Source organism: Spiroplasma endosymbiont of Phycita roborella, from assembly GCF_964031195.1.
Classification (GTDB): Bacteria; Bacillota_I; Bacilli_A; order Mycoplasmatales; family VBWQ01; genus Spiroplasma_E; species Spiroplasma_E ixodetis_A.
The window spans coordinates 476,996-500,095 of sequence record NZ_CAXIQJ010000004.1 but is presented as its reverse complement, the minus strand read 5'-3'; the positions used below and the strand labels follow the sequence as shown (position 1 = coordinate 500,095).

At 23.0% G+C, this 23,100-nt stretch carries 28 protein-coding genes; 17 read left to right on the top strand and 11 right to left on the bottom strand.

Annotated features, from left to right (window positions below; genetic code table 4):
• Nucleotides 1-338: 338 nt before the first annotated feature.
• On the top strand, nucleotides 339-1,586 hold the full coding sequence (locus tag AAHM95_RS04790; protein ID WP_342273919.1) for an ISNCY family transposase: 1,248 nt from the start codon (nucleotides 339-341) through the stop codon (nucleotides 1,584-1,586).
• Nucleotides 1,587-1,742: 156 nt separating this feature from the next.
• Here AAHM95_RS04790 and AAHM95_RS04785 read toward each other — a convergent pair whose 3' ends face one another.
• From AAHM95_RS04785 to AAHM95_RS04780, 3 genes are all read right to left on the bottom strand, one after another.
• Nucleotides 1,743-2,816, bottom strand: a complete 1,074-nt coding sequence (locus AAHM95_RS04785; RefSeq protein WP_342273918.1) for an ankyrin repeat domain-containing protein — start codon at nucleotides 2,814-2,816, stop codon at nucleotides 1,743-1,745.
• A gap of 718 nt (nucleotides 2,817-3,534) precedes the next feature.
• Complete coding sequence (locus AAHM95_RS09665) at nucleotides 3,535-3,750, bottom strand: hypothetical protein (protein ID WP_425289628.1); 216 nt, start codon at nucleotides 3,748-3,750, stop codon at nucleotides 3,535-3,537.
• A 53-nt stretch (nucleotides 3,751-3,803) separates the two neighbouring features.
• The gene (locus tag AAHM95_RS04780; RefSeq protein WP_281748171.1) at nucleotides 3,804-3,944 is read right to left on the bottom strand and encodes a hypothetical protein; all 141 of its coding nucleotides are present in this window, start codon (nucleotides 3,942-3,944) and stop codon (nucleotides 3,804-3,806) included.
• Between the two features lie 397 nt (nucleotides 3,945-4,341).
• On the opposite strand from AAHM95_RS04780, the gene AAHM95_RS04775 reads away from it, so the two are divergent.
• On the top strand, nucleotides 4,342-4,941 hold the full coding sequence (locus AAHM95_RS04775) for a BspA family leucine-rich repeat surface protein (protein ID WP_338973956.1): 600 nt from the start codon (nucleotides 4,342-4,344) through the stop codon (nucleotides 4,939-4,941).
• Between the two features lie 286 nt (nucleotides 4,942-5,227).
• Entirely contained in the window at nucleotides 5,228-5,635 is a 408-nt protein-coding gene (locus AAHM95_RS04770; RefSeq protein WP_342273977.1) for a hypothetical protein, read from the top strand.
• A 156-nt stretch (nucleotides 5,636-5,791) separates the two neighbouring features.
• Here AAHM95_RS04770 and AAHM95_RS04765 read toward each other — a convergent pair whose 3' ends face one another.
• The 4 genes from AAHM95_RS04765 to AAHM95_RS04750 form a co-directional block, all read right to left on the bottom strand.
• Nucleotides 5,792-7,039 carry an ISNCY family transposase gene (locus tag AAHM95_RS04765; RefSeq protein ID WP_342273976.1) on the bottom strand — a complete coding sequence of 416 codons (1,248 nt, stop codon included), beginning with the start codon at nucleotides 7,037-7,039 and terminating at the stop codon, nucleotides 5,792-5,794.
• Between the two features lie 168 nt (nucleotides 7,040-7,207).
• A complete protein-coding gene (locus tag AAHM95_RS04760; protein ID WP_338959055.1) occupies nucleotides 7,208-7,975 on the bottom strand; it encodes an ABC transporter permease in 768 nt (255 codons plus the stop codon).
• Entirely contained in the window at nucleotides 7,975-8,706 is a 732-nt protein-coding gene (locus tag AAHM95_RS04755) for an ABC transporter ATP-binding protein (protein WP_338975921.1), read from the bottom strand. Before AAHM95_RS04755 ends, AAHM95_RS04760 begins: the two co-directional genes overlap by 1 nt.
• Nucleotides 8,707-8,844: 138 nt before the next feature.
• A complete protein-coding gene (locus AAHM95_RS04750; protein WP_342274254.1) occupies nucleotides 8,845-9,027 on the bottom strand; it encodes a hypothetical protein in 183 nt (60 codons plus the stop codon).
• Between the two features lie 140 nt (nucleotides 9,028-9,167).
• Between AAHM95_RS04750 and AAHM95_RS04745 the strand changes: the two genes are divergently transcribed.
• Nucleotides 9,168-10,285 (top strand): IS3 family transposase gene (locus tag AAHM95_RS04745; RefSeq protein WP_342274253.1). Its coding sequence is split into 2 segments (ribosomal slippage): nucleotides 9,168-9,438 and nucleotides 9,438-10,285, totalling 1,119 coding nucleotides; the frame shifts between segments, so codons are not numbered across the junction.
• 540 nt (nucleotides 10,286-10,825) lie between these two features.
• On the opposite strand, the gene AAHM95_RS04740 is transcribed toward AAHM95_RS04745, so the two are convergent.
• The 3 genes from AAHM95_RS04740 to pheS all read right to left on the bottom strand — a co-directional run bounded on the left by AAHM95_RS04740 (nucleotide 10,826) and on the right by pheS (nucleotide 15,814).
• Nucleotides 10,826-12,247, bottom strand: a complete 1,422-nt coding sequence (locus tag AAHM95_RS04740) for an MATE family efflux transporter (RefSeq protein ID WP_342274252.1) — start codon at nucleotides 12,245-12,247, stop codon at nucleotides 10,826-10,828.
• A 75-nt stretch (nucleotides 12,248-12,322) separates the two neighbouring features.
• Complete coding sequence (gene pheT / locus AAHM95_RS04735) at nucleotides 12,323-14,725, bottom strand: phenylalanine--tRNA ligase subunit beta (RefSeq protein ID WP_342274251.1); 2,403 nt, start codon at nucleotides 14,723-14,725, stop codon at nucleotides 12,323-12,325.
• A 24-nt stretch (nucleotides 14,726-14,749) separates the two neighbouring features.
• Nucleotides 14,750-15,814 (bottom strand): phenylalanine--tRNA ligase subunit alpha, encoded by a 1,065-nt coding sequence (pheS, locus tag AAHM95_RS04730; RefSeq protein WP_342274250.1) that lies wholly within the window; start codon nucleotides 15,812-15,814, stop codon nucleotides 14,750-14,752.
• 864 nt (nucleotides 15,815-16,678) lie between these two features.
• Here pheS and AAHM95_RS04725 point away from each other — a divergent pair.
• From AAHM95_RS04725 to AAHM95_RS04665, 13 genes are all read left to right on the top strand, one after another.
• Complete coding sequence (locus AAHM95_RS04725; protein ID WP_342273781.1) at nucleotides 16,679-17,197, top strand: hypothetical protein; 519 nt, start codon at nucleotides 16,679-16,681, stop codon at nucleotides 17,195-17,197.
• A gap of 134 nt (nucleotides 17,198-17,331) precedes the next feature.
• The gene (locus tag AAHM95_RS04720; RefSeq protein WP_342273782.1) at nucleotides 17,332-17,487 is read left to right on the top strand and encodes a hypothetical protein; all 156 of its coding nucleotides are present in this window, start codon (nucleotides 17,332-17,334) and stop codon (nucleotides 17,485-17,487) included.
• A gap of 2 nt (nucleotides 17,488-17,489) precedes the next feature.
• Nucleotides 17,490-17,954, top strand: a complete 465-nt coding sequence (locus AAHM95_RS04715) for a hypothetical protein (protein ID WP_342273783.1) — start codon at nucleotides 17,490-17,492, stop codon at nucleotides 17,952-17,954.
• A gap of 2 nt (nucleotides 17,955-17,956) precedes the next feature.
• Nucleotides 17,957-18,250: a hypothetical protein gene (locus AAHM95_RS04710; protein ID WP_342273784.1), complete on the top strand. Its 294-nt coding sequence runs from the start codon at nucleotides 17,957-17,959 to the stop codon at nucleotides 18,248-18,250.
• Nucleotides 18,251-18,254: 4 nt separating this feature from the next.
• A complete protein-coding gene (locus tag AAHM95_RS04705) occupies nucleotides 18,255-18,413 on the top strand; it encodes a hypothetical protein (protein WP_342273785.1) in 159 nt (52 codons plus the stop codon).
• Nucleotides 18,414-18,416: 3 nt separating this feature from the next.
• Nucleotides 18,417-18,653, top strand: coding sequence for a hypothetical protein (locus AAHM95_RS04700; protein WP_339041654.1), 237 nt, complete (start codon nucleotides 18,417-18,419; stop codon nucleotides 18,651-18,653).
• Nucleotides 18,654-18,664: 11 nt separating this feature from the next.
• Entirely contained in the window at nucleotides 18,665-19,492 is an 828-nt protein-coding gene (locus tag AAHM95_RS04695) for a hypothetical protein (RefSeq protein WP_342273794.1), read from the top strand.
• 16 nt (nucleotides 19,493-19,508) lie between these two features.
• Nucleotides 19,509-19,667, top strand: coding sequence for a hypothetical protein (locus AAHM95_RS04690; protein ID WP_281747961.1), 159 nt, complete (start codon nucleotides 19,509-19,511; stop codon nucleotides 19,665-19,667).
• A 34-nt stretch (nucleotides 19,668-19,701) separates the two neighbouring features.
• Nucleotides 19,702-19,890, top strand: coding sequence for a hypothetical protein (locus tag AAHM95_RS04685; RefSeq protein ID WP_174481134.1), 189 nt, complete (start codon nucleotides 19,702-19,704; stop codon nucleotides 19,888-19,890).
• 1 nt (nucleotide 19,891) lies between these two features.
• Entirely contained in the window at nucleotides 19,892-20,077 is a 186-nt protein-coding gene (locus AAHM95_RS04680; RefSeq protein ID WP_281748210.1) for a hypothetical protein, read from the top strand.
• A 17-nt stretch (nucleotides 20,078-20,094) separates the two neighbouring features.
• A complete protein-coding gene (locus AAHM95_RS04675) occupies nucleotides 20,095-20,469 on the top strand; it encodes a hypothetical protein (RefSeq protein ID WP_338961095.1) in 375 nt (124 codons plus the stop codon).
• An 18-nt stretch (nucleotides 20,470-20,487) separates the two neighbouring features.
• Entirely contained in the window at nucleotides 20,488-21,669 is a 1,182-nt protein-coding gene (locus tag AAHM95_RS04670) for a hypothetical protein (protein ID WP_342273787.1), read from the top strand.
• Nucleotides 21,670-21,683: 14 nt separating this feature from the next.
• A complete protein-coding gene (locus tag AAHM95_RS04665; RefSeq protein ID WP_342274249.1) occupies nucleotides 21,684-21,899 on the top strand; it encodes a hypothetical protein in 216 nt (71 codons plus the stop codon).
• Here the strand turns inward: AAHM95_RS04665 and AAHM95_RS04660 are convergent.
• Nucleotides 21,855-22,972 (bottom strand): IS3 family transposase gene (locus AAHM95_RS04660; RefSeq protein WP_338975281.1). Its coding sequence is split into 2 segments (ribosomal slippage): nucleotides 21,855-22,702 and nucleotides 22,702-22,972, totalling 1,119 coding nucleotides; the frame shifts between segments, so codons are not numbered across the junction. The genes AAHM95_RS04665 and AAHM95_RS04660 overlap by 45 nt on opposite strands.
• Nucleotides 22,973-23,100: the final 128 nt, after the last annotated feature.

Sequence of the window (23,100 nt, the reverse complement as noted above, 5' to 3'; positions counted from 1 at the left end):
TTTTTAAAATAAAAAAACATTCCACAAATAGGAACGTTTTTTAACGCGGTACCATCCTAATTCATTTACAAAGTAAATGCACTTAATTATTATTTAAATTACTAATAATATAAGTTACCTTCAAATTAAACTTGCTTAGTTTACAGCAACCACTAAGTCTCTAAATTACCATTTAATTTTACTCTTTTATATTTTAAATTAATTATGTATTTTATTTTACATTGTTAATTTTAAAAAACAAGACATTTGAGAAAAGTGTCATTATTTAGTGATAATTTCCTATTAGTTATCAAGTAAAAATTTCCCAAAAATAAAGTTAAATATACTTGGTGATAAATATGGAAAGAAGCATGACTATGAAAGAAAAATATAAGTATAAAATTATAAATGACATTATTACTAATAAATTATCTAAACATCAAGCCAAGAATAAACTTAACCTAACTATTAGAAGAATTAACCAATTAATTCAAATTTTTAATAGAGAAGGTAAAATTGGTTTTATTCATAAATCTCGAAATAAAATTTCTAATAAGGTAACAAATTTTGAAATCAAAATTAAGATTATAAATTTATATAAAACCAAATATTATAATTTTAATTTTCAACATTTCCATGAGAAATTAAACAATGAAGAAAAAATTAAAATTTCATATAGTACACTTTATAATATATTAATGAATGAAAAAATAATTTCACCAAAAAGACATAAAAATAAAAAAAATAACTTACATCCAACAAGAAATCGTAGAACAAATTTTGGTGAATTAATTCAAATGGATGCAAGTAATCATCATTGATTTGGTAAGGATAAACCAAAAGCATTTTTACATGCTGCAATTGATGATGCTACAGGCAATATTGTCGGACTATGATTTGATCATCAAGAAACATTAGATGGTTATTATAATGTTTTTTATCAAATTTTAACTAAATATGGCATACCAAAAACATTTTATACTGATAATAGAACAGTTTTTGGATATAAAAAACAAATCGATGCTGGCAAAATAAACACGGAAAATGATACTTATACTCAATTCCAAAAGTCTTGTAATGATTTAGGTGTTGAAATTATTAGAACTTCCATTCCACAAGCTAAGGGTAGAATCGAACGCTTATTTGGAACACTTCAAAGTCGCTTAATTAGTGAACTTAGACTTAATAAAATTAAAAATTTAGAAGAAGCTAATCAATTTCTTAAAACATATATAAGTATTTTTAATAATCAATTTGCCTTTGCTATTGATAATAATAAATCTGCTATGATTAAAGCTCCTACATCAGAAGAAATAAATATTTATCTTTCAAGATTTTCTAAAAGAAAAACGGATAGTGGTTCAACTATAACATATTATGGTAAAAAGTATTTTCCTTATAAAAATAACAAAGTTCAATACATACAACCTAGAACTGATGTAATTGTACTTAAATCGTTTATTAATGAGTTATATCTTAGTTACAATCATCAAGTATATGAATTAAAAGAAATAGCACCAAAACCAATTATCAAAGAAGAGTTGATAAAAACTAAAAAGGTTTATATACCAAATAAAAACCATCCTTGAAGATATGGATACCAATAATGTCAAATTAAAATTAGATAAAATTCTTTTTATAAAAGATTATTTTTGTGAATACTTAACTATATAAAATTTTAAATTGTTTGTCGAAAAGCAAATTTAATGCCTTAAAATTGATTTTAAAGATATAAAAAGATTGCAATTACAATCTCTTATTTTTTATATTCTTGGTGATGTATATCCACTTGTTGAAGGTTGATTTTGATAATTGCTTGAGTTTATTTCATCTGAATCAAAATCATTTTTGTAATTTTTAATTATATTAAGCATTTCATCTTTTGATATAATTTTACCTATAATTTTTTTCACTGACTCATTATCTGTTTTTTCATACGTAAGTTTTCAATCTACTACTTTATACTTTCCAGATAATTCCAAAGTAAATTTATCAGGACAAAATTTTTCATATTCCATTATTAAACATTTTTTTTCTAATTTTACTACTTGTTTAATTGTTTGACCTTTTTTATTCTTTTTCGTTAAATCTGCTCCTTTTTTAACTAATAATTTAAATATTTCAACATTATTAACATTTTGTGCATCAAATAAAGGTGTATCATCTCAATTATCTTTAATATTTAAATTGGCATTATTTTCAAGTAAAAATTTAACTATGTCCTTATTTTTATATCTAACTGCTAAATGTAAAGGTGTTTGACCATTTTTATTTTTTTTATCTACTTCAATTTTATTAATTAAATATTTTGCTATTTTATTTTTCTTTTCGATAATTGCAAGTTCTCATGGTGTTTTATTTTCATTTTTAGGATTTTGATAATTGATATTTGCACCACTTTCAACTAAAATCTCAACTAAATTTGGCTTGTTTTTTAAAATTGCTGCTTCTAATACACTCTTTTCAAACCTGTCATTTTCTGGTTCATTTACAGTTCTATATCAATTATAAAAATTGCCAATTAAATTAGGATTTGCATCGTTTTCACCATTTTTTAACATTAGTTCTCAAGTAAGTTTATTATCATGATTTGCAACATAAACTATTCTTTCTAAAATATTAACTGTAGAACTTTCTGCTGTATTTCCATCTGATGATACTATTCATGCACTTCAATATGGCTCTGTAACCATTCAATTTTGAAAATTACGATGTTCTTTATGTTTTAATACATGCATAAGGTTATTTTTAATGTATGTTCCATTACCTTCTTCTAAATTTTTAATAATATCATTATCTGCTGTCTCTTTTTTGAAACTTTCATTAATATTTCCCATTTTTATTACCTTCTTTACTTTTTAACATTAAAAAAACCATTTACTTTGAAATTAAAGCAAGGGATTAAAAACTATATTAAGTTTTTATTTATTTTTTTCCTAATTATTTTAATCTGTTTAAATTATACTTCTTTTTATAAAAATAATCCCTACATTAAAAAATAGGAATTAAAATTTTTAGGGATTATTCAGAATTAGTGTTTTTTGATCAATATTTTTGGGAAATTTTCACTCGATATTGACAGACATTTGAGAAAAGAAAAAATCTAAATATTAAAATTATCTTTTTTAAAAACAGGAGTTGATGTTTTCATAGACTGCATGCAGTCTAATTTATTTTTTATATTTTGATCAAAATCACACAATAAAGGAGTATCATCTTTTTTTATTGTCTTTTTTTGATATGCTTGTTTTTCTAATAATTTTATTTTTCTTTGTTCTGGTGTTAAGTTATTTCACCATTTTTTTGCCTCATTTTTAACAACATCTACTTGTTTGGGGGTTAAAGTATTTCATCATTGTTTTGGATTTTTGATTATTTGTTCTCTTTGTTGATTAAATCAATCAATAACTTTTTGATAATCCTCCTTTAAAATTGATTCTTCATGTATTAAAACTTCATCTAAAATACTAGATAATATTTCACTATCCTCTAATATCTTTTGTTCATCATTTATAGCTTTTGATTTTGACTTATCAAAATCAATAAAAATTTCTTTTATTTTAATATTTTTTCACTTTTTAATATCATCTCTTTTATTAAAAATTGCATGAGGTATATTAATTTCATAATCATAAAAAAAGTTTTTTTATTTCATGCATAAGTGAATCCTAATTTTTCATAAAATTCACCGACAGTAGCATTAGTTGGATCTGATAATAAAATAAGGTTTTCGATATTATTGCTATGACATATCTCAAAAATTTTGTAAATAAGTAAACTACCATATTGTTGCTTACGATATTTTTCTTCAATAAATATACTTTCTAAAATATCTTCTTTTTTTCTAAATCAATAATAAGTAATGCGTCACCAATTTTATTACTAAATTCATCAATTAATAATAAACTTTTTATACTTGGATTATTTAAATTATTAGTAATAATAACTTCTCTGCCGTTTGCCATATTTTAACTTCTTTCTAATAAATTCAATATAAAACTTGACTTTAAACGCAATAAACCTAATATATAATATTTTTTTAATTAAATTAATTTAATAAAAACAAAAAAACTAATATAGGTAAAACTATCTATACTAGTAATTAACAGTTATTAAATTAATTTAATAATATCATAAAATATCTTTTTTTAAAAAAAACAAATTGTATGCAAAAAATATATTATATAACTTTTTTATTACATTTAACCTTACTAATAACATAAAATTTTTTCCTAATATTTATATATTTTTATTTCTATCATAAACTAAACACTTATTGCATTTATTTTTAAACGACTTAAAATATAAATTAACTTCTTAAACTTAAGAAGTTATTCGGGAAAAACAAAAAAGGAGATCTTAATGAAAATATTAATCAAAACATTAAGTGTTTTAACACTTGCAACAACCACAGGTAATTTAACTAGTTTCTTAAACACTATCAAACAAAATACTAATATTACACAAAATAAAATACAACAAGATACAATTTATATTGACAAAACAGGAACAAAAGTAGAAACAAATAAAAAAGATTTATCAAATATAGATAGTAAAGAAATTATTCAAATCGGATTTTTTGAAAATGGAATTAGAGAAATTCAAGCTGTTAAAATGCCAAGAATAGTTGAAAAAGTACCAGATCAATTACCAACAAAAATTACTTCTTTAAGTAATATGTTTGCTGATAATCTAACATTTGATCAAAACATATCTTCTTGAAATATATCAAATATAGTAGATATGAGTTATATGTTTTATGATGCAAAAAAATTTAATCAAGACATTTCAAAGTGAAATACTTCAAAAGTAACAAATATGATGGGAATGTTTTGAAATGCAAAAAAATTTAATCAGAACCTTTCAGCATGAAATGTAGAAAAAGTTAATAATTTTGATCTTTTTGCTACTAATTCAGGAATTGATAGCCGAAGTAAATGACCAAAATTTAAGTATCATTAATTTTTAAAAATAAATCAAAACAAGCCTAATTAGGCTGTCAATATCGAGTGAAAATTTCCCAAAAATATTTTTTAAAAAATAAATTATTTTGAAAAGTTATACTGTTAAATAAACATAAATTCCAAATAAATTCTTTTCTAGATAAAAATAGAAATAAAGTTTTTTAATTTTTTAAAATTTTTTGTATAATTAATTTATACAAAAAATTATATAAGTTTTTAACTCATTTATTTTAAGATAAAATAAATGAGTTTTTTTATTATTTATTCAAAGGAGAAAATAAAAAATGTTTAAAGTTAAACCTAATTCACCAGTTTATGAATTTTATTATTCTGAAATAAAAAAATTAGAGGGTAAAATTAAAGATAATAAAGAATTAGATAATATAATAAATACTGAAAAAAATCTTAAAGAAGAAATAGAAAAACTAGAAATATATCTAAAAACATTAAATGAAAATTTAAAAAAGAAATATAAAATAATTCCATATATTGAAAAATTAAATATATATGATTTAGAAGATAAAATCGAATCAAAAGGACAAAAAAGGGTTGATAATGTAGGAAAATATTTAAAATTAAAATCAAGTTTAGATTATGATTTTGATTCAATTTTTGAACAATGAAAACGTAGTGCAAACAGTGAAAATCAACCTTTAACAAGTGGATATAAACCAAGCTCACCACAGATGTAAAAGGGGAAGATATTGCATTTGCAATATCTTTATATCTTTAAAATTGATTTTAAGACACCAAATTTGCTCATATACAAATGTTTTAAAATTTTATATGGTTTAGTATTAATAAAATAAATCTCTTCTAAAATATGTTTTTTTACTTTTAATTAAAAATTATTGATATCCATATCTTCAAGGATGGTCTTTATTTGGTATATAAACTTTTTTAGTTTTTATCAAATCTTCTTTAATAATTGGTTTTAATGCTATTTCTTTTAGTTCATATATTTTATTATTATAACTAAGATAGAATTCATTAATAAATGATTTAAGTACAATTACATCAGTTCTAGGTTGTATATATTGAACTTTGTTATTTTTATAAGGAAAATATTTTTTACCATAATATGTTATAGTTGAACCACTATCTGTTTTTCTTTTACAAAATCTTGAAAGATAAACATTTATTTCATTTTGTGTAGGAGCTTTAACCATAGCAGATTTATTATCATCAATAGGAAAAGCAAACTGATTATTAAAAATGTTTATATATGTTTTAAGAAATTTATTACCATCTTCTAAATTTTTAATTTTATTAAGTCGTAATTCACTAATTAAGCGACTTTGAAGTGTTCCAAATAATCGTTCAATTCTGCCTTTAGCTTGTGGAATTGAGGTTCTAATTACTTCAACACCTAAATCATTACAGCATTTTTGAAATTGAGTATAAGTGTCATTTTCTGTGTTTATTTTACCTGAATCAATTTTTTTCTTATATCCAAAAACTGTTCTATTATCAGTATAAAATATCTTTGGTATGCCATATTTAGTTAAAATTTGATAAAAAACATTATAATAACCATCTAATGTCTCTTGGTGATCAAATCATAGTCCAACAATATTTCCTGTAGCATCATCAATTGCAGCATGTAAAAATGCTTTTGGTTTATCGTTACCAAATCAATGATGATTACTTGCATCCATTTGAATTAATTCACCAAAATTTGTTCTACGATTTCTTGTGGGATGCAAGTTATTTTTTTTATTCTTATGTCTTTTTGGTGAAGTGATTTTTTCTTGAATTAATAGATTATAAACTGTACTATATGCAATTTTAGTGTTTTCTTCATTAATTAATTTTTCCTGAAAATGTTGAAAATTAAAATTATAATATTTTGTTTTATATAAGTTTATAATTTTATTTTTAATTTCTATTTTTGTTGCCTTATTAGAAATTTTATTGCGAGATTTATGAATAAAACCAACTTTACCTTCTTTATTAAAAATTTGAATTAATTGGTTAATTCTTCTAATAGTTAGGTTAAGTTTATTTTTGGCTTGATGTTTAGATAATTTATTAATAACAATGTCATTTATAATTTTGTATTTATATTTTTCTTTCATAGTCATGCTTCTTTCCATTTTTATTACCAAGTATATTTAACTTCACTTTTTGAGAAATTTTCACTCGATAACTAATAGGAAATTATCACTAAATAATGACACAAGCCTAATTAGGCTTGTTTATTTTGTAAATATTTTTTAAAATTTAAATAATTTCTTTATAAACAAATATTTTTTCTTATTTACTTATTTACGTCGATATTTATAAGCCATAATTGCTCCAAATATTAATGCTCCAATTCAAAGTAAACTAACTAAAATCGGTATTCAGTAATTATCAAAAAGTGCTGCATTGATTAAATCATTTGGAGTACCATAATTATTTCATCCTCTATTCATAATAGAAACAGGATAAGAAAAAGGAATAATTTTAGCAATAATAACTAAAACTGGTTGTCCTTTAATGGCTACATACGGAATATATTGACCCGATAAAAATGACGTTGGCAAATATAATAATAAAGCAAAAGCATTAGCAATTTTAAAATCAGAAGCAAGAATACCAACCATTATTCCTACTGCTGAACACATAATTGATGAAAGCAGAATTGCTAGTAATATATAACCTCAATTAATTAGTTCTCAATTAATCTGATTATGATATAAAGCTGCACCAATTCCTAATGTTCAAAAACTACCAATAAAAATTAAAATAACATGAAATATTAAAATACTACTAATAAATTGTCATGGTTTTAATGGTGTTGCACCAATTCTTTTAATAATTATTGATTGTTTAAAATCAGAATATGTCATTGATAAAGTAACAATTCCTAATACTGGTGAAGCTGACATCACTAACCCCGGTAATACTGTTTGTGCAGCATTTGGATTACCAGGTGTTAATACAGCAACTAAAATTGTTAACATAATAATAGGGAAAATAAAGCCAAAGAAAATACTATGGAAAGATTTCTTAAAATAACCAAATAATAATTGAAACATTGCTAGCATTATTTTTTTTCCTTTCTCGTAGTTATTTCTAATGATGTTTCTGTTTTTTCTAAATAATATTTTAATAATGAACCATATTTTTTAGTAACTTCAACAACAGTAGTATCATCAATAATTTGACCATCCTTTAAAAAAATAATACGTTTACATAAAGCTTGTATTTCATCTAAGTTATGACTAACTAAAATTAAAGTAATGTTATTCAAACTAATTTGTTCTTGTAAAAAATTAATAATATCAATTCTTGTTTTAACATCTAAACCAGTTGAAATCTCATCACCAATATAAATTTTTGGTTGATGAAATAATGATAAAAATAAATTAACTCTTTGTCTTTGACCACCCGATAAACTATTTACTTTACGTTTGTATAATTCTTTTAATTGAAACTTATCTAACATACTATTAAAAATTTCGGGTTTTATTTTATCTAAATAAATTTTATGATAAAAATTTATTAATTCTTTAACTGTTATAAAGTTAGGATAAACTTGATCTTGAAAATTTATTCCAACAACATATGGAATATCTTTTTTATTAAAGTTATATTCAATTTCTCCTGTACTTGCATTTTTAGTATTACTAATAATCTCACATAATGTGGTTTTACCAGCACCATTAGCACCAAAAATAGCAACAGAACTACCACTCTCAATTTCTAAATTAATAGGTCCCAGTACAACATTACCATTATATGACTTAGTAATATTTTTAACCTTAATTACTTTCATAATTGCTTCCTTTCATATTATTTTAAACTTTATAAATAAGTATAGCATTAAAAAAATCTAATTTTATATCATAACAGCCAACATTTTTTAATTAAAATCTTTTTTTAATATATTTAATTTTAAGTAACATTTAAAATGTTACTTAAAATTTTTATTTGAATACAAAATGCCTTCAGTTCCTGCAGCATATAAAGTGTTTTCTGAATTAATTGTTAAGGCAAGAATATGTTCATTATCATTATCTATTCCTAACATATTGTAAAAAGTAGATGATTTTTTTACTTTTTTATATATTTGATTTGAATCAACACCAGCAAACAAAACACCATCTCTATCAATAATTAATCGTTTAATTTCATGACCTGTATTTAAAATTTTAGAATACTGGATGGGTTACACTTTATTGGACACTAATTACATAGACAAGTGAACAAATTAGTTAAAAGAAAGGAATTATAATTATGGTCACTATTAACTCATATTCAGATGAATTTAAAAAACAAATAGTAGCTTTATATCAAAGTGGCAAATCAGTATCTTGCCTTGTTAAAGAATACAATGTTACAAGAGCAGCTACTTACAATTGAATTAAGCAATTTACTAATTCAAGTAGTTTTAAAACTAAAGATAATCTTTCAGATTTAGAAAAACAATTAATTCAAGCAAATAAAGAATTAAAACAGTTACGAATGGAAATTGATATTTTAAAGCAAGCAGCACTAATAATAGGCAGAAAGTAGAGATTATTGCAAATAATAAATCTAAATATAAAATTCGCACAATGTGTCATTTTTTAAAACTCTCTAAATCAACATATTATTTTAATTTAAAGAAAAAAAATAAAATTCAAAATAATATTTATGAACAAGCTGTTATTAGTGCTTTTAAAGAAAATAAAGAAGTTTATGGTACTAGAAGATTAAAAGTCATACTAGCAAACCAAGAAATTTATTTATCACGCAGAAAAATTAAAGAAATTATGAATAAGCATAATTTAATATCAAAATACACTAAATTATCATTCAAAAATTATCATAATAAAGTCAATGATAGTCAAATAACCAATCTTGTTAATAGAAACTTTAATAATAGAATTAAAAATGAAGTTATTGTTAGTGATTTAACTTATGTTCAAGTTAATGGTAAATGAAACTATATTTGCCTATTAATCGACCTATTTAACCGCGAAATTATTGGAAATAGTGTTGGAGTTAAAAAAGATGCATCATTAGTATATCAAGCATTTATGCAATCAAATCACTGTTTAAAAGATATTGAAATATTTCATACTGATCGCGGTAATGAATTCAATAATAAAACTATTGATAAACTTTTATTAGCTTTCAACATAACTCGATCTTTAAGCAAAAAAGGATGTCCTTATGACAATGCTGTTGCTGAAGCAACTTTTAAAACTTTCAAAATTGAATTTATTAATGATAAAAATTTTACATCATTAATCCAATTAAAATTAGAATTATTTGATTACATCAATTGATATAACAACATAAGAATTCACAGTACTCTAAACTACCTAACTCCAATTAGTTATCAAAAACAAATGTCTACCAAAAAATAGTCCTAAAAAGGGTTGCCATTCCATTTCTTTTTAAAGTACTTTTTAAGATACTTATTATAAAATTTTCTTATAAACTTTAACATTTTCTTTCTCCTTCTTATAAAAAAATAAAAAAATTTTAAAACAATCATGCTTTTTTTATTTTTTTATTATTTCTTAATTTCTTTTTTAATTCCAAAATGATTTTATTAGTTCTGGTGTTATTACTATTTTTATATATTTACTTAAACTTATTTTTTAAAATTCTTTCAAAAAATAAAAATTTCTTATAATAAAGGTATGTCAAAATTTTTAATGTCCGTATTTATTTAGTTATTTAAAATTTAATTATTATAAAAGTTTAATTATAACTAAAAATAAAAAAATCATTACTTTTACCATCCTCTAAAATCACACCAGTAACTATAATAATTGTATATTAAATACAATAAAAATAAAACGATAAATATGAATTTATTTTCTAAAATATAATAGAATTTTTTTAAAATTTTTTAAACAGAGTTATTAAAATAAATCTATTATTAAAAAGGGATTTTTATATTATCCATGTGGTTCAAATGTCGGATGAGGTACACTTTCTACTTTAGAATTAATAATATTTTTATTTCAAGGAATTATTTTATAAAATACATAAGCACAAATAAAATCAGCTGATTTACTTAAACACGAAATCATAATTACCATTTTAATACTTAAGTCAGTTCACTGCAATAAAGCAAAAGTAATAAAAATATCAATAAATCAAATTAAAAATAGATCAGCAATACTAATAATTAAAGTATAGCCACCAGCATAAAGAAAACTAAATAATGGTTGCATCATATTAATGAAAAAATAAGTTACTGCTGAAAAAGCCATATATCAAACTGCAAGTTTCATAGCATTATTAGATAAATTTGGAAATAATACTTTTGGAACTCAAAAAGCACTACCCAAAATAATTAAAGCAATAACAGTTGAAATAGCAAAACTCAATTTTAATATCTTCTTAGCATTTTCTTTAGCCAGTACTAGTTCTCCTAAACCTAACTTGCTACCAACAGCATAGCCAACTAAAGCATTATATCCCCTAAAAGTAGAATAAAAAATAGCAACAACACTACCAACAATTTGCACAGCGGCAACAACTTCAGTATCACCAAAATGAGAATATAAAGCTGTTAACATTACTACTGAAACACCAAATAATACTTGACTAGCAAATAAAGGAATAAAAGTAATAATATATTTTTTATGTAAATCTTTTGTAAATTTAAAAATATTTCAATTAGGAGCAAAACTTGGTTTTTTATAAATTAAATAACCTAACAATATAAAACATTCTACTGCTCTTGAAATAATTAAACTTATTGCTAATCCTTCAATGCCTAATTGTGGTCCCCCACTATATGGTAATGATAAAATACAAACTAAAAATGTATTTAAGAGTAATGAACAAATAGAAGTTATCAATGGTATTTTAACGTTACCACATGTATTCATAGTAATTGACATAATAAAAGCAAAACCTAATAATGGGTAATTTCAAGCAATTAATTTACTATATTCTTCAGCAATACCAATAGCATTTTGATGAGAATTATCTTCAGCACCAAGAATTATTCCCATAATTTGTTTACTAAATAATTCTAATATTACAACAAAAAATATTGAAAAAATTAAAGTATAAAATAATTTTATATTAGTAGTTTCTTGAATTTTCTTCTTATCTTTAATACCTAAATATTGAGCAGTAAAAATATTACCAGTAGCAACAATAGCAAAAAAGATATATCAAACCATATCATAAATATTACTTGATGATGCAACTCCGGCAATAGCATCATCATTTCCAAATTGACCAACCACAAAATTATTCATTAAGTTTATTAATGTTTCAATTAAAGATTGTGCACAAATTGGAATCATAAATAATAATGCCATTTTATAAAAGCTTAAATTATCTTTGTTTAACATTTTCATATCATCTCACCCAATTTAAAATTTAATATAATAAAAAAATATATTAATGTTATTATTTAATATTTTGTTATATTTTTAACGAATAATTGCTTGAAATTTTTTCTTTAATATTTCTTGAATATTACTTATTTGTCCACTTACTTTTGTTTCATCTAATTGTTCTTCTTGACTATTAAATTTCAAATTAAAAGTTAATGAGTGTTGATGTTGTGATTTTAATTTTTCATCATTATAAAAATCTACCAAAGATATTTGTTCTAAAAAATCAATATTTGCAAACATTATAGCATTTTTTACATCAGAAAATTGAATATCGCTATTAACAATAATTGATATATCACGACTTAAAGTATTAAATTTTGATCAAAGCTTAAATTTAGAAACTACTTTTTGTTGTTCTTCTATGATTTTAACTAACTTACTACAATTAATTTCTGCTAAGAATATTTTTTCAACATTCATTATTTTTTCAGTTTGTGGATGCAGTGCGCCAATAGTAGCAATATGTTCTTGCTCATAAAAAATATCTGCGCTTAAATACGGATGCATTAAAGAATTATTATTTTTATAAACAATAGAGTTAAATAAATTTGACATAACTTTTGCTAAAAAACCATCTAAAAAACCTTTAATAAAATAATAAGTACTATTAGTAATTTTATTAGCATTAATTTTTGGTCAAAAATTATCCATAATCATAAAAGCTAAATGATGATTATCATCAGTTTCATCACCTGTATAAACAGTTTCATCAGTAAAAATTTTTAATTGTGTTTCTTTACGTGCATAATTATATTGACAAATTCTTAATAAACTATCTGTCAAACTAAAACGCATAACTTCTCTTGTTAATGTCAACGGTGCTTCTAATTTTACAGGTATTTTATATTTAAAAAAATTAAAATCATTTAATCTCTGCATACTTGTTAAACTATATGTTTTTACTTGATTAAAACCATAACTTGTTAAATGTTGTCTTCATTTCATCATTAAATTTTCCAATGCTGTTGGTGACTTAAATGATACATTAAATTGTGGTTTAATAACTGGTAATTTATCATATCCAAATACTCTGGCAACTTCTTCACTAAAATCATTAGCGTTATTTAAATCACTACGATGATTAGGAACTGTTACTTTTAAAATTTCTTGATTTTTTGCATCAATTTCAATTTGACAACCAATAATAGTCAAATAATTAATTATTTCATTAACCTCAAATTTTGTACCTAAAATTTTATTAATAAAATTAAAATTAAAGTTAATCACTTTTGTTTTAACTTGATAAGGAACATCATTACTAAAACCGGTAATTTCATATTTAACTTGCAATTGTCCTAAAATAAACAAATAACGTTGTAAAGCAATTAAATAATAGTCAGGAACAACTGGTCTTGTTAAACGTTCTAATAATGTATTAATAAGAGCACCATGTCGTTTTGCTTGTTTACTCATTAAGGTAACATCAGGATTAATTGAAAATATAAAAACTTCTTTGGAACTTGGTTTAACTTCATATTCAATATTATGACTAACTCCTAAAACACTAAAAGCCAAATATTTATCGTGTAATAAAATATCGCCCTCTTTAATTTGCAAATTACCTTCTGGGTATGATTTAGGCGAAATATTTAAAGATGGTTTTTTTAAAACATCAGCACTAAAAGTAATTAAGGGTTGACCCAATTCTAACATTACTAAATGAATAATATCTTCTGATAAAGTTTTGGGTACAATATTTGCAAGTTGTAGTGTTCTTCTAATTCAAATTGGTGTTATTACAGATTTATCATCAAATTCAATCTTTAATGTTGCTAAAGCTTGAATTTTACCATTAAGAACGCTAACTTGACTTTTATTATCAAATTTTCCTATACTACTAACTTCCATGTTTTTTAAAGGAATTTTAAAATACCCGCTTAATTCTCTAGCAATACTATAAATCCCCAAACAATCACTACGATTTACTGTTAAATCAATAAAAAAAATTGTATCATCTAAATTTAAATATTGTAACGGATTAATATTACCAATCATTGCATCATCTGGTAAATGAATAATACCACTTAATTCTTCTTTATTCTGAACAATACCGCTTAATCCTAATTCTGTTAATGAACAAAGCATTCCTGAAGAAACAACATCTTGAATTGTTCTTTCAACAATAGTAAGACCATTACCTAAAACACTTCCTATCCTTGCTACAACAACTTTAATACCAATAACTACATTTGGTGCACCACAAACTATAGTTAACATTTCAGTACCTACTGTTACTTCACAAATATTTAATTTATTCGATTTAGGATGTTTGGTAATTTTAGTAATTTGACTAACAACTAAGTTTGTATTACTAAACATTAAATTTTTTACTTGATCAACCTCAAAACCTAAACTATTTAAAGCATCAACGATTTCATAATCTTTAATGCTATTAATATTCAATCACTGCGAAATGATTTTACGTGAAACTATCATTTTATTTTATACTCCTTTTAATTTTTAAAATTGTTTTAAGAATCGAAAATCATTATTATAAAATAATCTGATATCGTCAATGCCATATTTAATCATAGTAATTCTTTCAATGCCTACACCAAAGGCAAAACCTGCTGTTGTTTCATCTAAACCAGCAGCAATAAAAACATTTGGATGAATCATACCAGCACCCAAAACTTCAATTCAACCAGTATACTTACATAATGAACAACCTTCTGTATTACATTTTGGGCAACTTACATCTACTTCAACTGAAGGCTCCGTAAATGGGAAATAACTAGGACGTAATCTTGTTTTAGTTTCCATACCAAAAAATTGCTGACAAAAATAATTTAATGTTCATTTTAAATTTGCAAAAGTAATGTTAGAACCAACTAAAAACCCATCAACTTGCATAAATTGATGAGAATGAGTAACATCATCATCATCTTTTCGATAAACATTTCCTAAACTAATAATAGCCGTGGTTTCTTTTGAATTTTTATCTTGCTCGCTAAGAATGCGTGCAGTCATATTTGTAACGTGTGTTCTTAATAATCAACGATTAAGTTTGTCATTATTATTTTCAAGATAAAAAGTATCTTGCATATCTCTTGCTGGATGATCAAATGGTAAATTTAAGCGATTAAAATTATATTCTTCATTTTCTACTTCATTACCACTAATGATTTGATAACCCAAATTTTTAAAAATTTCAGATATTTCGGTAACAGTTTTTAATAGAGGATTGATGTGACCAATATTAAAATCAATACCCGGTAGTGTTAAATCAATTTCTGAAGATTTAAGACGCTTATTAATGTTATCTTTCTCAATTTCATTAAATTTTTTTATTATATATTCATTAATTTCTTTTTTTAATTTATTAGCTGCTTGACCAATTTCAATTCTAAAATTATGAGGAAACTTTTCTAAAGATTTTAATATATTATTAATATCCGAATTTTTACCTAAATATTGTGATTTTAAAACTTGCAATTTATGTAAATCAGCAACTTCATCAATATTATTAAATGCTTGCTGTCTAATAATTTCTAATCTTTTTTTTAAATCGTTAACCGCTAACATTCTATTCCTCCATTAATTTGTTAATATGTATAATTAAATTTTTATAATTCAAAATAAGTATAATTTATTTTAATATATTACTAGTAAATAAGCAATACGTTACTATTGCTATACTTGTTGCTAAATTTAATGATTCAACATTAAAAGAAGTTGGAATAAAAAGGGAGCGTGTCGAAGATGTCGATAACTAAAAAGTTTTAAAAATAGCTCCTTTCTTTTTTAAATCCTTAAATTAAAAATAAATGACAAAAGATGAGAATAAAAATCTTGTCTTTTTTTTGTAATTGTAAAATTTTAAAATTTTTAATAAACCTCTTTAACGCTATTATCAACACGTGTTAGGGAACTAAAAAAGTGAACTACAACACAGTTGTTAAAAATAGTAGCTAGCATGTGGACTTGCATGAATAAATAAAAAGTGGAGTGATACCTAATAAAATATACTAACCATTAATGGTAATTCTTGGGGTGGGAGCGAATTGGAAACTAGTATATATAGACCTGTTGTAGGGACCTATTGTATTAATTCTATTCTTTATTTAACCAACCTTGCCACTCCCCAGTGAGCAAGTGTTGGTTTTATTTTTTATTTTTTTTGAAAAATTTTTTTGGGCGAGAAAATAAATTTCAAACTTGTAAAAAAAATTGAGCGGTGCCGGTTCAATTAAAATATTAATTTATTAAACATAAATTAAATAAATATTGAATCGAATGCCTCGATTTATTTTTAAAATTTCATAATTTATTTTTGAGCCCAGTTTTCATGGAATGAAAAAAACGAATAGTGTGATTATTAATAATTAAAAAATCAAAATATATGTTCTTTATGCTAGAAGCAACAGAACATATTAGGAAAGGATTATTATGCAAATAGAATTTAAAAAAGAACAAATTGTAAAAGATAAACCACAATCTATTCTTATTGATTATGGTGAATATAAATTACAATGTCCAAAATGAATGGTTAAAAATAATAGTTTTATTGCTGATGATAAATATACATATTGAGTTTTTAATTTAGAAAATATTAAAAGAGAATTAAGTGGTAATGAATTAATAAAATTATTAGAACCCTATATTAAAGACCAAAAAATAACTGTTAATCAACCAATTACTCCAAAAGAATATTATCTTAATGATATCAAACTTGAACCATTAACATTTTATGAACAGCATAATAGTTGATTTATTGGTGAAATAACAGATAACAAAACTAAAATTACTAATCCTTGTTTTAAATATAACATTACGTGAGAAGAGAACAGAAAAGATTTTAAAATAAATAATCCATATAAACATGATGATTTACCAATTAATTATATAGTTACTTCCTATAAAGAAAAATCAACTCATAATGAAAAAGTATTTTTGTTGAACATGTAAACAAAATAAATTAGATTATTTATTCTTTAATACTAAGGATATAAAAAACAAGAAAATATTTTTAAGAGATAAAAATAATAAAGCAATTTGTTATGACTGTATTTTAAATATTAGGTTAAGTAGGAGGTATAAATATGAATAAAGAAAAAATAATTAATTATCTTGAAAATGAATTTATGGAATTACTTAAAGATGATATTAGTAGTGAAATTAAAATTAATATTAGTAATTGAAAACTTAAATTAATAATGAAATTACAAGAAAAAATTAAAAATGGTGAATTTGATTAATTATGCAATATGACTTAATTATTGGAATTGACCCCGCTGGAATTGGCAACAATGGAATTGTTATTTATTCAAATGAAACTAATAATATTATTTTTAATGAAACGTTTAATACATTAACTGTTTTATGAACTAAAAATATGTATAAAGAAAAATTTCAATTAATTAAAGAAAAATTTATTAATAAAAAAATATTAGTTATTGTAGAAAATTTCTTTTTAAGTTCAAAACAATTATTAACTAATCCATTAGCAACTCCTAAAATTATTGGTGCATTAATGGTATTAGTACAAGATGTTTTCAACTGAGATTATTTCGAAAATCACCCAAAAAATAAAAATAAAATAACAGAATATAAAGGAAATATAAAATTAACAAAACATGAACAAGATGCTTATAAGCATATTCAATATTATTTAAAAAATCATAAAAAAATATTAATTTTTGATAATTATTTAAGGAAATTATAAAGATGAAAGAGAAAGTAAATTATGTCAAATTAACAGTAAAACTAAGTAACACTATTGAAGCAAAATATTATGAAAAAGGTAATAAAGAATTATATTATAGTGTTCGAGGTCAGTGAAATGGATTAAACTATGTTACTTTAATTTTTAACAACCCAAAATTTTATAGACGCTGTATTTTATTAAACAAAAATGATGAAATTATAGTAACTGGTCAAATCTTTAATACTTTAAACATTCCTAAAAATCGTGCATTTTGTTCAATTAATGTTAAATGATTTAAAAAATGAAAAGAGTAAAAAAATGATATTATGAAAAATTTTATTAATAGTACCAATATTAATAACAAGCATAACACTAATAATATTTTTAATATTTATTATTAAAGAATTAAAAAATGAATATAAAGTATTAAAAATATTAAATGAAATTGCTAATCAAATTAAAAATAAGGAGAAATAATTAATGATAATATTACCTACTTTGTTTGAAAATAAAGATGAAATTGAAATATTATCACCATTTCCAAAAGCAATTCATACAAGTAATGATATTAGAGCAATTATTTTAAGACAATATCCAAATGTTAAATCAAAACACATAATTGTTTCTGAACCAGAAAGTAATGTTGCATTAATAGTTGGTGATAATGATGTTTATCAAGGTTGAATTAAAGTAACAATTAAAAAATTAGAAAATTAAAGGAGATTAAAATGCCAAGTATAGAAAATACACAATCAAATTATACTTTAACTAAATTAATTAGAACTGGTATAAGTCCAATTTGTGCAATGATTGGTACAAGTGCTTATTATGGTCAAGTGATTGTAAATCCAGTATTAGGTTCAATTAATAGTTTATTATTTGGTAAAAAATTAGGTTTAGATATTTGAAATTTAAATCAAAGACCAAATACTAAAACTAAATTAATTAATAGTTCTAAAAAAATATTATTAGGTTTAGGAACAATTGGATTAGCAAATTATAGTAAATGAACAAAGAATAATATTACTCCAATTATTCCACCAACACCAATGCCAATAATTACTACAACTACAACTGAGGGTCCTCCATGATTACTATTAAATAAACAAGAAAATCAGTCATTAATGGATTGAGATACATATATTAGTTTAAATGCTTATGGTATATCAAATCTTATTAGTGGATTAACTGAGTTAATACCTAATAAATTTGAAACAATAAGAAAGATTTGTAATATGGCTACTGGTGGATGTTTAATATCAAGTGGTGTTGCAATGGGTATAAATAATGATTTTAATAATGCTTATGCTATACCTACAATAGTTGCTGGTGCAAATGAAATTATCCATAATTTACTACCTATGGAAACTACAAATCATATTGAAGAAATGCAAGAAACACCATTTAATGATGAAACATCAAGATTAGTAAATGATAATAGATTTACTATTAATAGTGAAACAACTAGTCAATATGGTAGTGATAATATGAGCGAAGTACCATTAAATCATGATAATGCTTCACTAAATTGAGATTATAATCACATGAGTTTATAAAGGAGGTGAATAATTTATGAATAAAGAAAAATTACTTGAATATTATAATAATGAAATTCAGACATATAAAGAGAGAATGGAACAATTAAATAAAGAAATTGCCTTATTAGTAAGCATTATAAGTAATTCAAAATCGATGATTGAAAGAATTAATGGTGGTCAATTTGATGAATAATTAAAAAATAAATAATTGAAAGGAAAATATTGAAATGAAAGAATTTTTACATGAATTAATAATTATTGGAACAAGTGTTGGAACATTAATTTGCAGAGAAATTATTGTTTTATTAAAAAGATTTATCACAACTCCAAAACATGTTAGAGCAAATAACAAAATTATAAAACATCAAAAAAAATTAGCAAAATTAAATGAAAAGATTAATAAAGGAGAAAAATAATATGACAAAAATTGAATTTAATGAAAAATATAGAAAACAAGATATTAGTATTGATAGAGATTTTGATTTACATATTGATAATTGTTTTAAATTTTCTGATATTGATACATTAGAAAATGCAGTTAATGATTATAAAAAATTAATAAGTGAAATGCCACAATTAGTTAAAGATTGATTATTGGGATAAGATTAGGAGAATGTTAAATGTTAGAAAATGAAGATAATGTTCAACAAACAACTGAACCTTTAACTGAAAATAATGCTCAACAAGAAATAGAAAATAAAGTTAATGAAGCAGAAAATAAGTTAAATAAACTTAATCAAGAAATTAAAGAAAAAGAAATAATTAATATATTTAAAAAATATCAAGTTAAAACTGAATTTTATGATTTTTTAAAATTTAAAACTAATAATTTAGAAAATTCAAAAATTGAAGAAACTATTAAAAAAATTATTAAAGAACAACCAGTATTTAAAGAAATAATTAATACAGGTGGTAAACAACAAACAATAATAACAAATCAACAAAATTCAATAAAAAGTACATTATTGGATTATAAAAAAAATAATAATTTATAACAGAAAGGAAATCAAAAAATGGCAATACAATTCAATAAAAATTTAGATAATACCGAAAAATTAGTAGAAGCACCAGAGTTTATAGAATTTTATAAACAATCAAATTCACCATGATCAAGTTTTTTTCCTATCGAAATGGTTAATTCAACAAAAATTGAATTTATAGTTAAAAAACCAAAAAATTCAGAAATTAAAGTATTAAAATGAAATGATAAAAGCAAAGGATTAGATGTTAGTTATGCTGAAACTGTTAAAATTTTAAAAGAAATTAAAGAAGAAGCGGTTGCGGGTGAAATAATTGCTAATGTTGATTTAAATGCTGAAAATGGACAAAATTTATTAAATACAATGCAATATGAAGTTGCTAATGACTTAGCAGATTATTTAGCAAATAATGATACAAATGTAATTGCAAAATATGCAACTAAAATAGACATTACTGATAAAACACCATTAGGATATTTAAAATCAATGTTAGATGCTTGAAATACTTTATTTCAACTAAGAAATAGTAATAATTGTCGTTTTTTTATTACTAATAATCTTTATGATACTATTGTTTATTTAGCCAATAATAAAGGTCTAATTACTGATAATCAAATTGCTCAACAATTAAGATTAAATGGAAATAATTTATACATCAAAGGTGTACTATGTCAAATTGTAATGGATGATTATATGACATTTACTGATAATAATGAAACTAAAATTATGTCTTTTGTTTTAGCAACACCAAGAGCAATGAAAAGATATATGTTACAAAATACAGTTGTATATGTTCAAGATATTGCTGATGGTAAAGTTGGAAGAAGATATTTAGTTGGTGGAGAAGTAACTGGTGAATCAATACCCTATATAACAGATGAAGAAACAACTTCACGCTGAATGTTATGTGCAATTGTTAATAATGATAAAAATGATTTAAAAACTAAAATTACAAGTTTAACAACTGATATTACTGCAAATGTTAATAACAATAATAGTGAATTAAATACACAAATAAAAAGTACTAATGAACTTAAATCATTAAATCCTAATTTAACAAATCCAACTATTAAATATTTTAGTGATGCACAAGGAAAAACTAATGTAAGTAATCAAAAACAAAAAGCAGGTGACTTATATATAACCATTACTGCTAATGTTAATGACTTAAATTATAAAGGAACAACAAATCCAATTAAAATAACTCTTAAATAAAGGAAATTAATATTATGCCAATCGGTACAACTAGTACAGCAATACTTTTAAACATAAATAAACCAAAACATACTAGAACAAGTAACCAACAAGAAAACAAAAGTTTTTGATGAGAAATTTTAGAAATGATTGGTGTACAAGTTATAGCAGTAGCACTTGCTCTGGAATGGCAACCCTTTTTAGGACTATTTTTTGGTAGACATTTGTTTTTGATAACTAATTGGAGTTAGGTAGTTTAGAGTACTGTGAATTCTTATGTTGTTATATCAATTGATGTAATCAAATAATTCTAATTTTAATTGGATTAATGATGTAAAATTTTTATCATTAATAAATTCAATTTTGAAAGTTTTAAAAGTTGCTTCAGCAACAGCATTGTCATAAGGACATCCTTTTTTGCTTAAAGATCGAGTTATGTTGAAAGCTAATAAAAGTTTATCAATAGTTTTATTATTGAATTCATTACCGCGATCAGTATGAAATATTTCAATATCTTTTAAACAGTGATTTGATTGCATAAATGCTTGATATACTAATGATGCATCTTTTTTAACTCCAACACTATGTCCAATAATTTCGCGGTTAAATAGGTCGATTAATAGGCAAATATAGTTTCATTTACCATTAACTTGAACATAAGTTAAATCACTAACAATAACTTCATTTTTAATTCTATTATTAAAGTTTCTATTAACAAGATTGGTTATTTGACTATCATTGACTTTATTATGATAATTTTTGAATGATAATTTAGTGTATTTTGATATTAAATTATGCTTATTCATAATTTCTTTAATTTTTCTGCGTGATAAATAAATTTCTTGGTTTGCTAGTATGACTTTTAATCTTCTAGTACCATAAACTTCTTTATTTTCTTTAAAAGCACTAATAACAGCTTGTTCATAAATATTATTTTGAATTTTATTTTTTTTCTTTAAATTAAAATAATATGTTGATTTAGAGAGTTTTAAAAAATGACACATTGTGCGAATTTTATATTTAGATTTATTATTTGCAATAATCTCTACTTTCTGCCTATTATTAGTGCTGCTTGCTTTAAAATATCAATTTCCATTCGTAACTGTTTTAATTCTTTATTTGCTTGAATTAATTGTTTTTCTAAATCTGAAAGATTATCTTTAGTTTTAAAACTACCTGAATTAGTAAATTGCTTAATTCAATTGTAAGTAGCTGCTCTTGTAACATTGTATTCTTTAACAAGGCAAGATACTGATTTGCCACTTTGATATAAAGCTACTATTTGTTTTTTAAATTCATCTGAATATGAGTTAATAGTGACCATAATTATAATTCCTTTCTTTTAACTAATTTGTTCACTTGTCTATGTAATTAGTGTCCAATAAAGTGTAACCCATCCACTCCTTTTACTGGTGGATTAAGTGAAAGTGTAGCCCTTGGATTAGGTGCAAG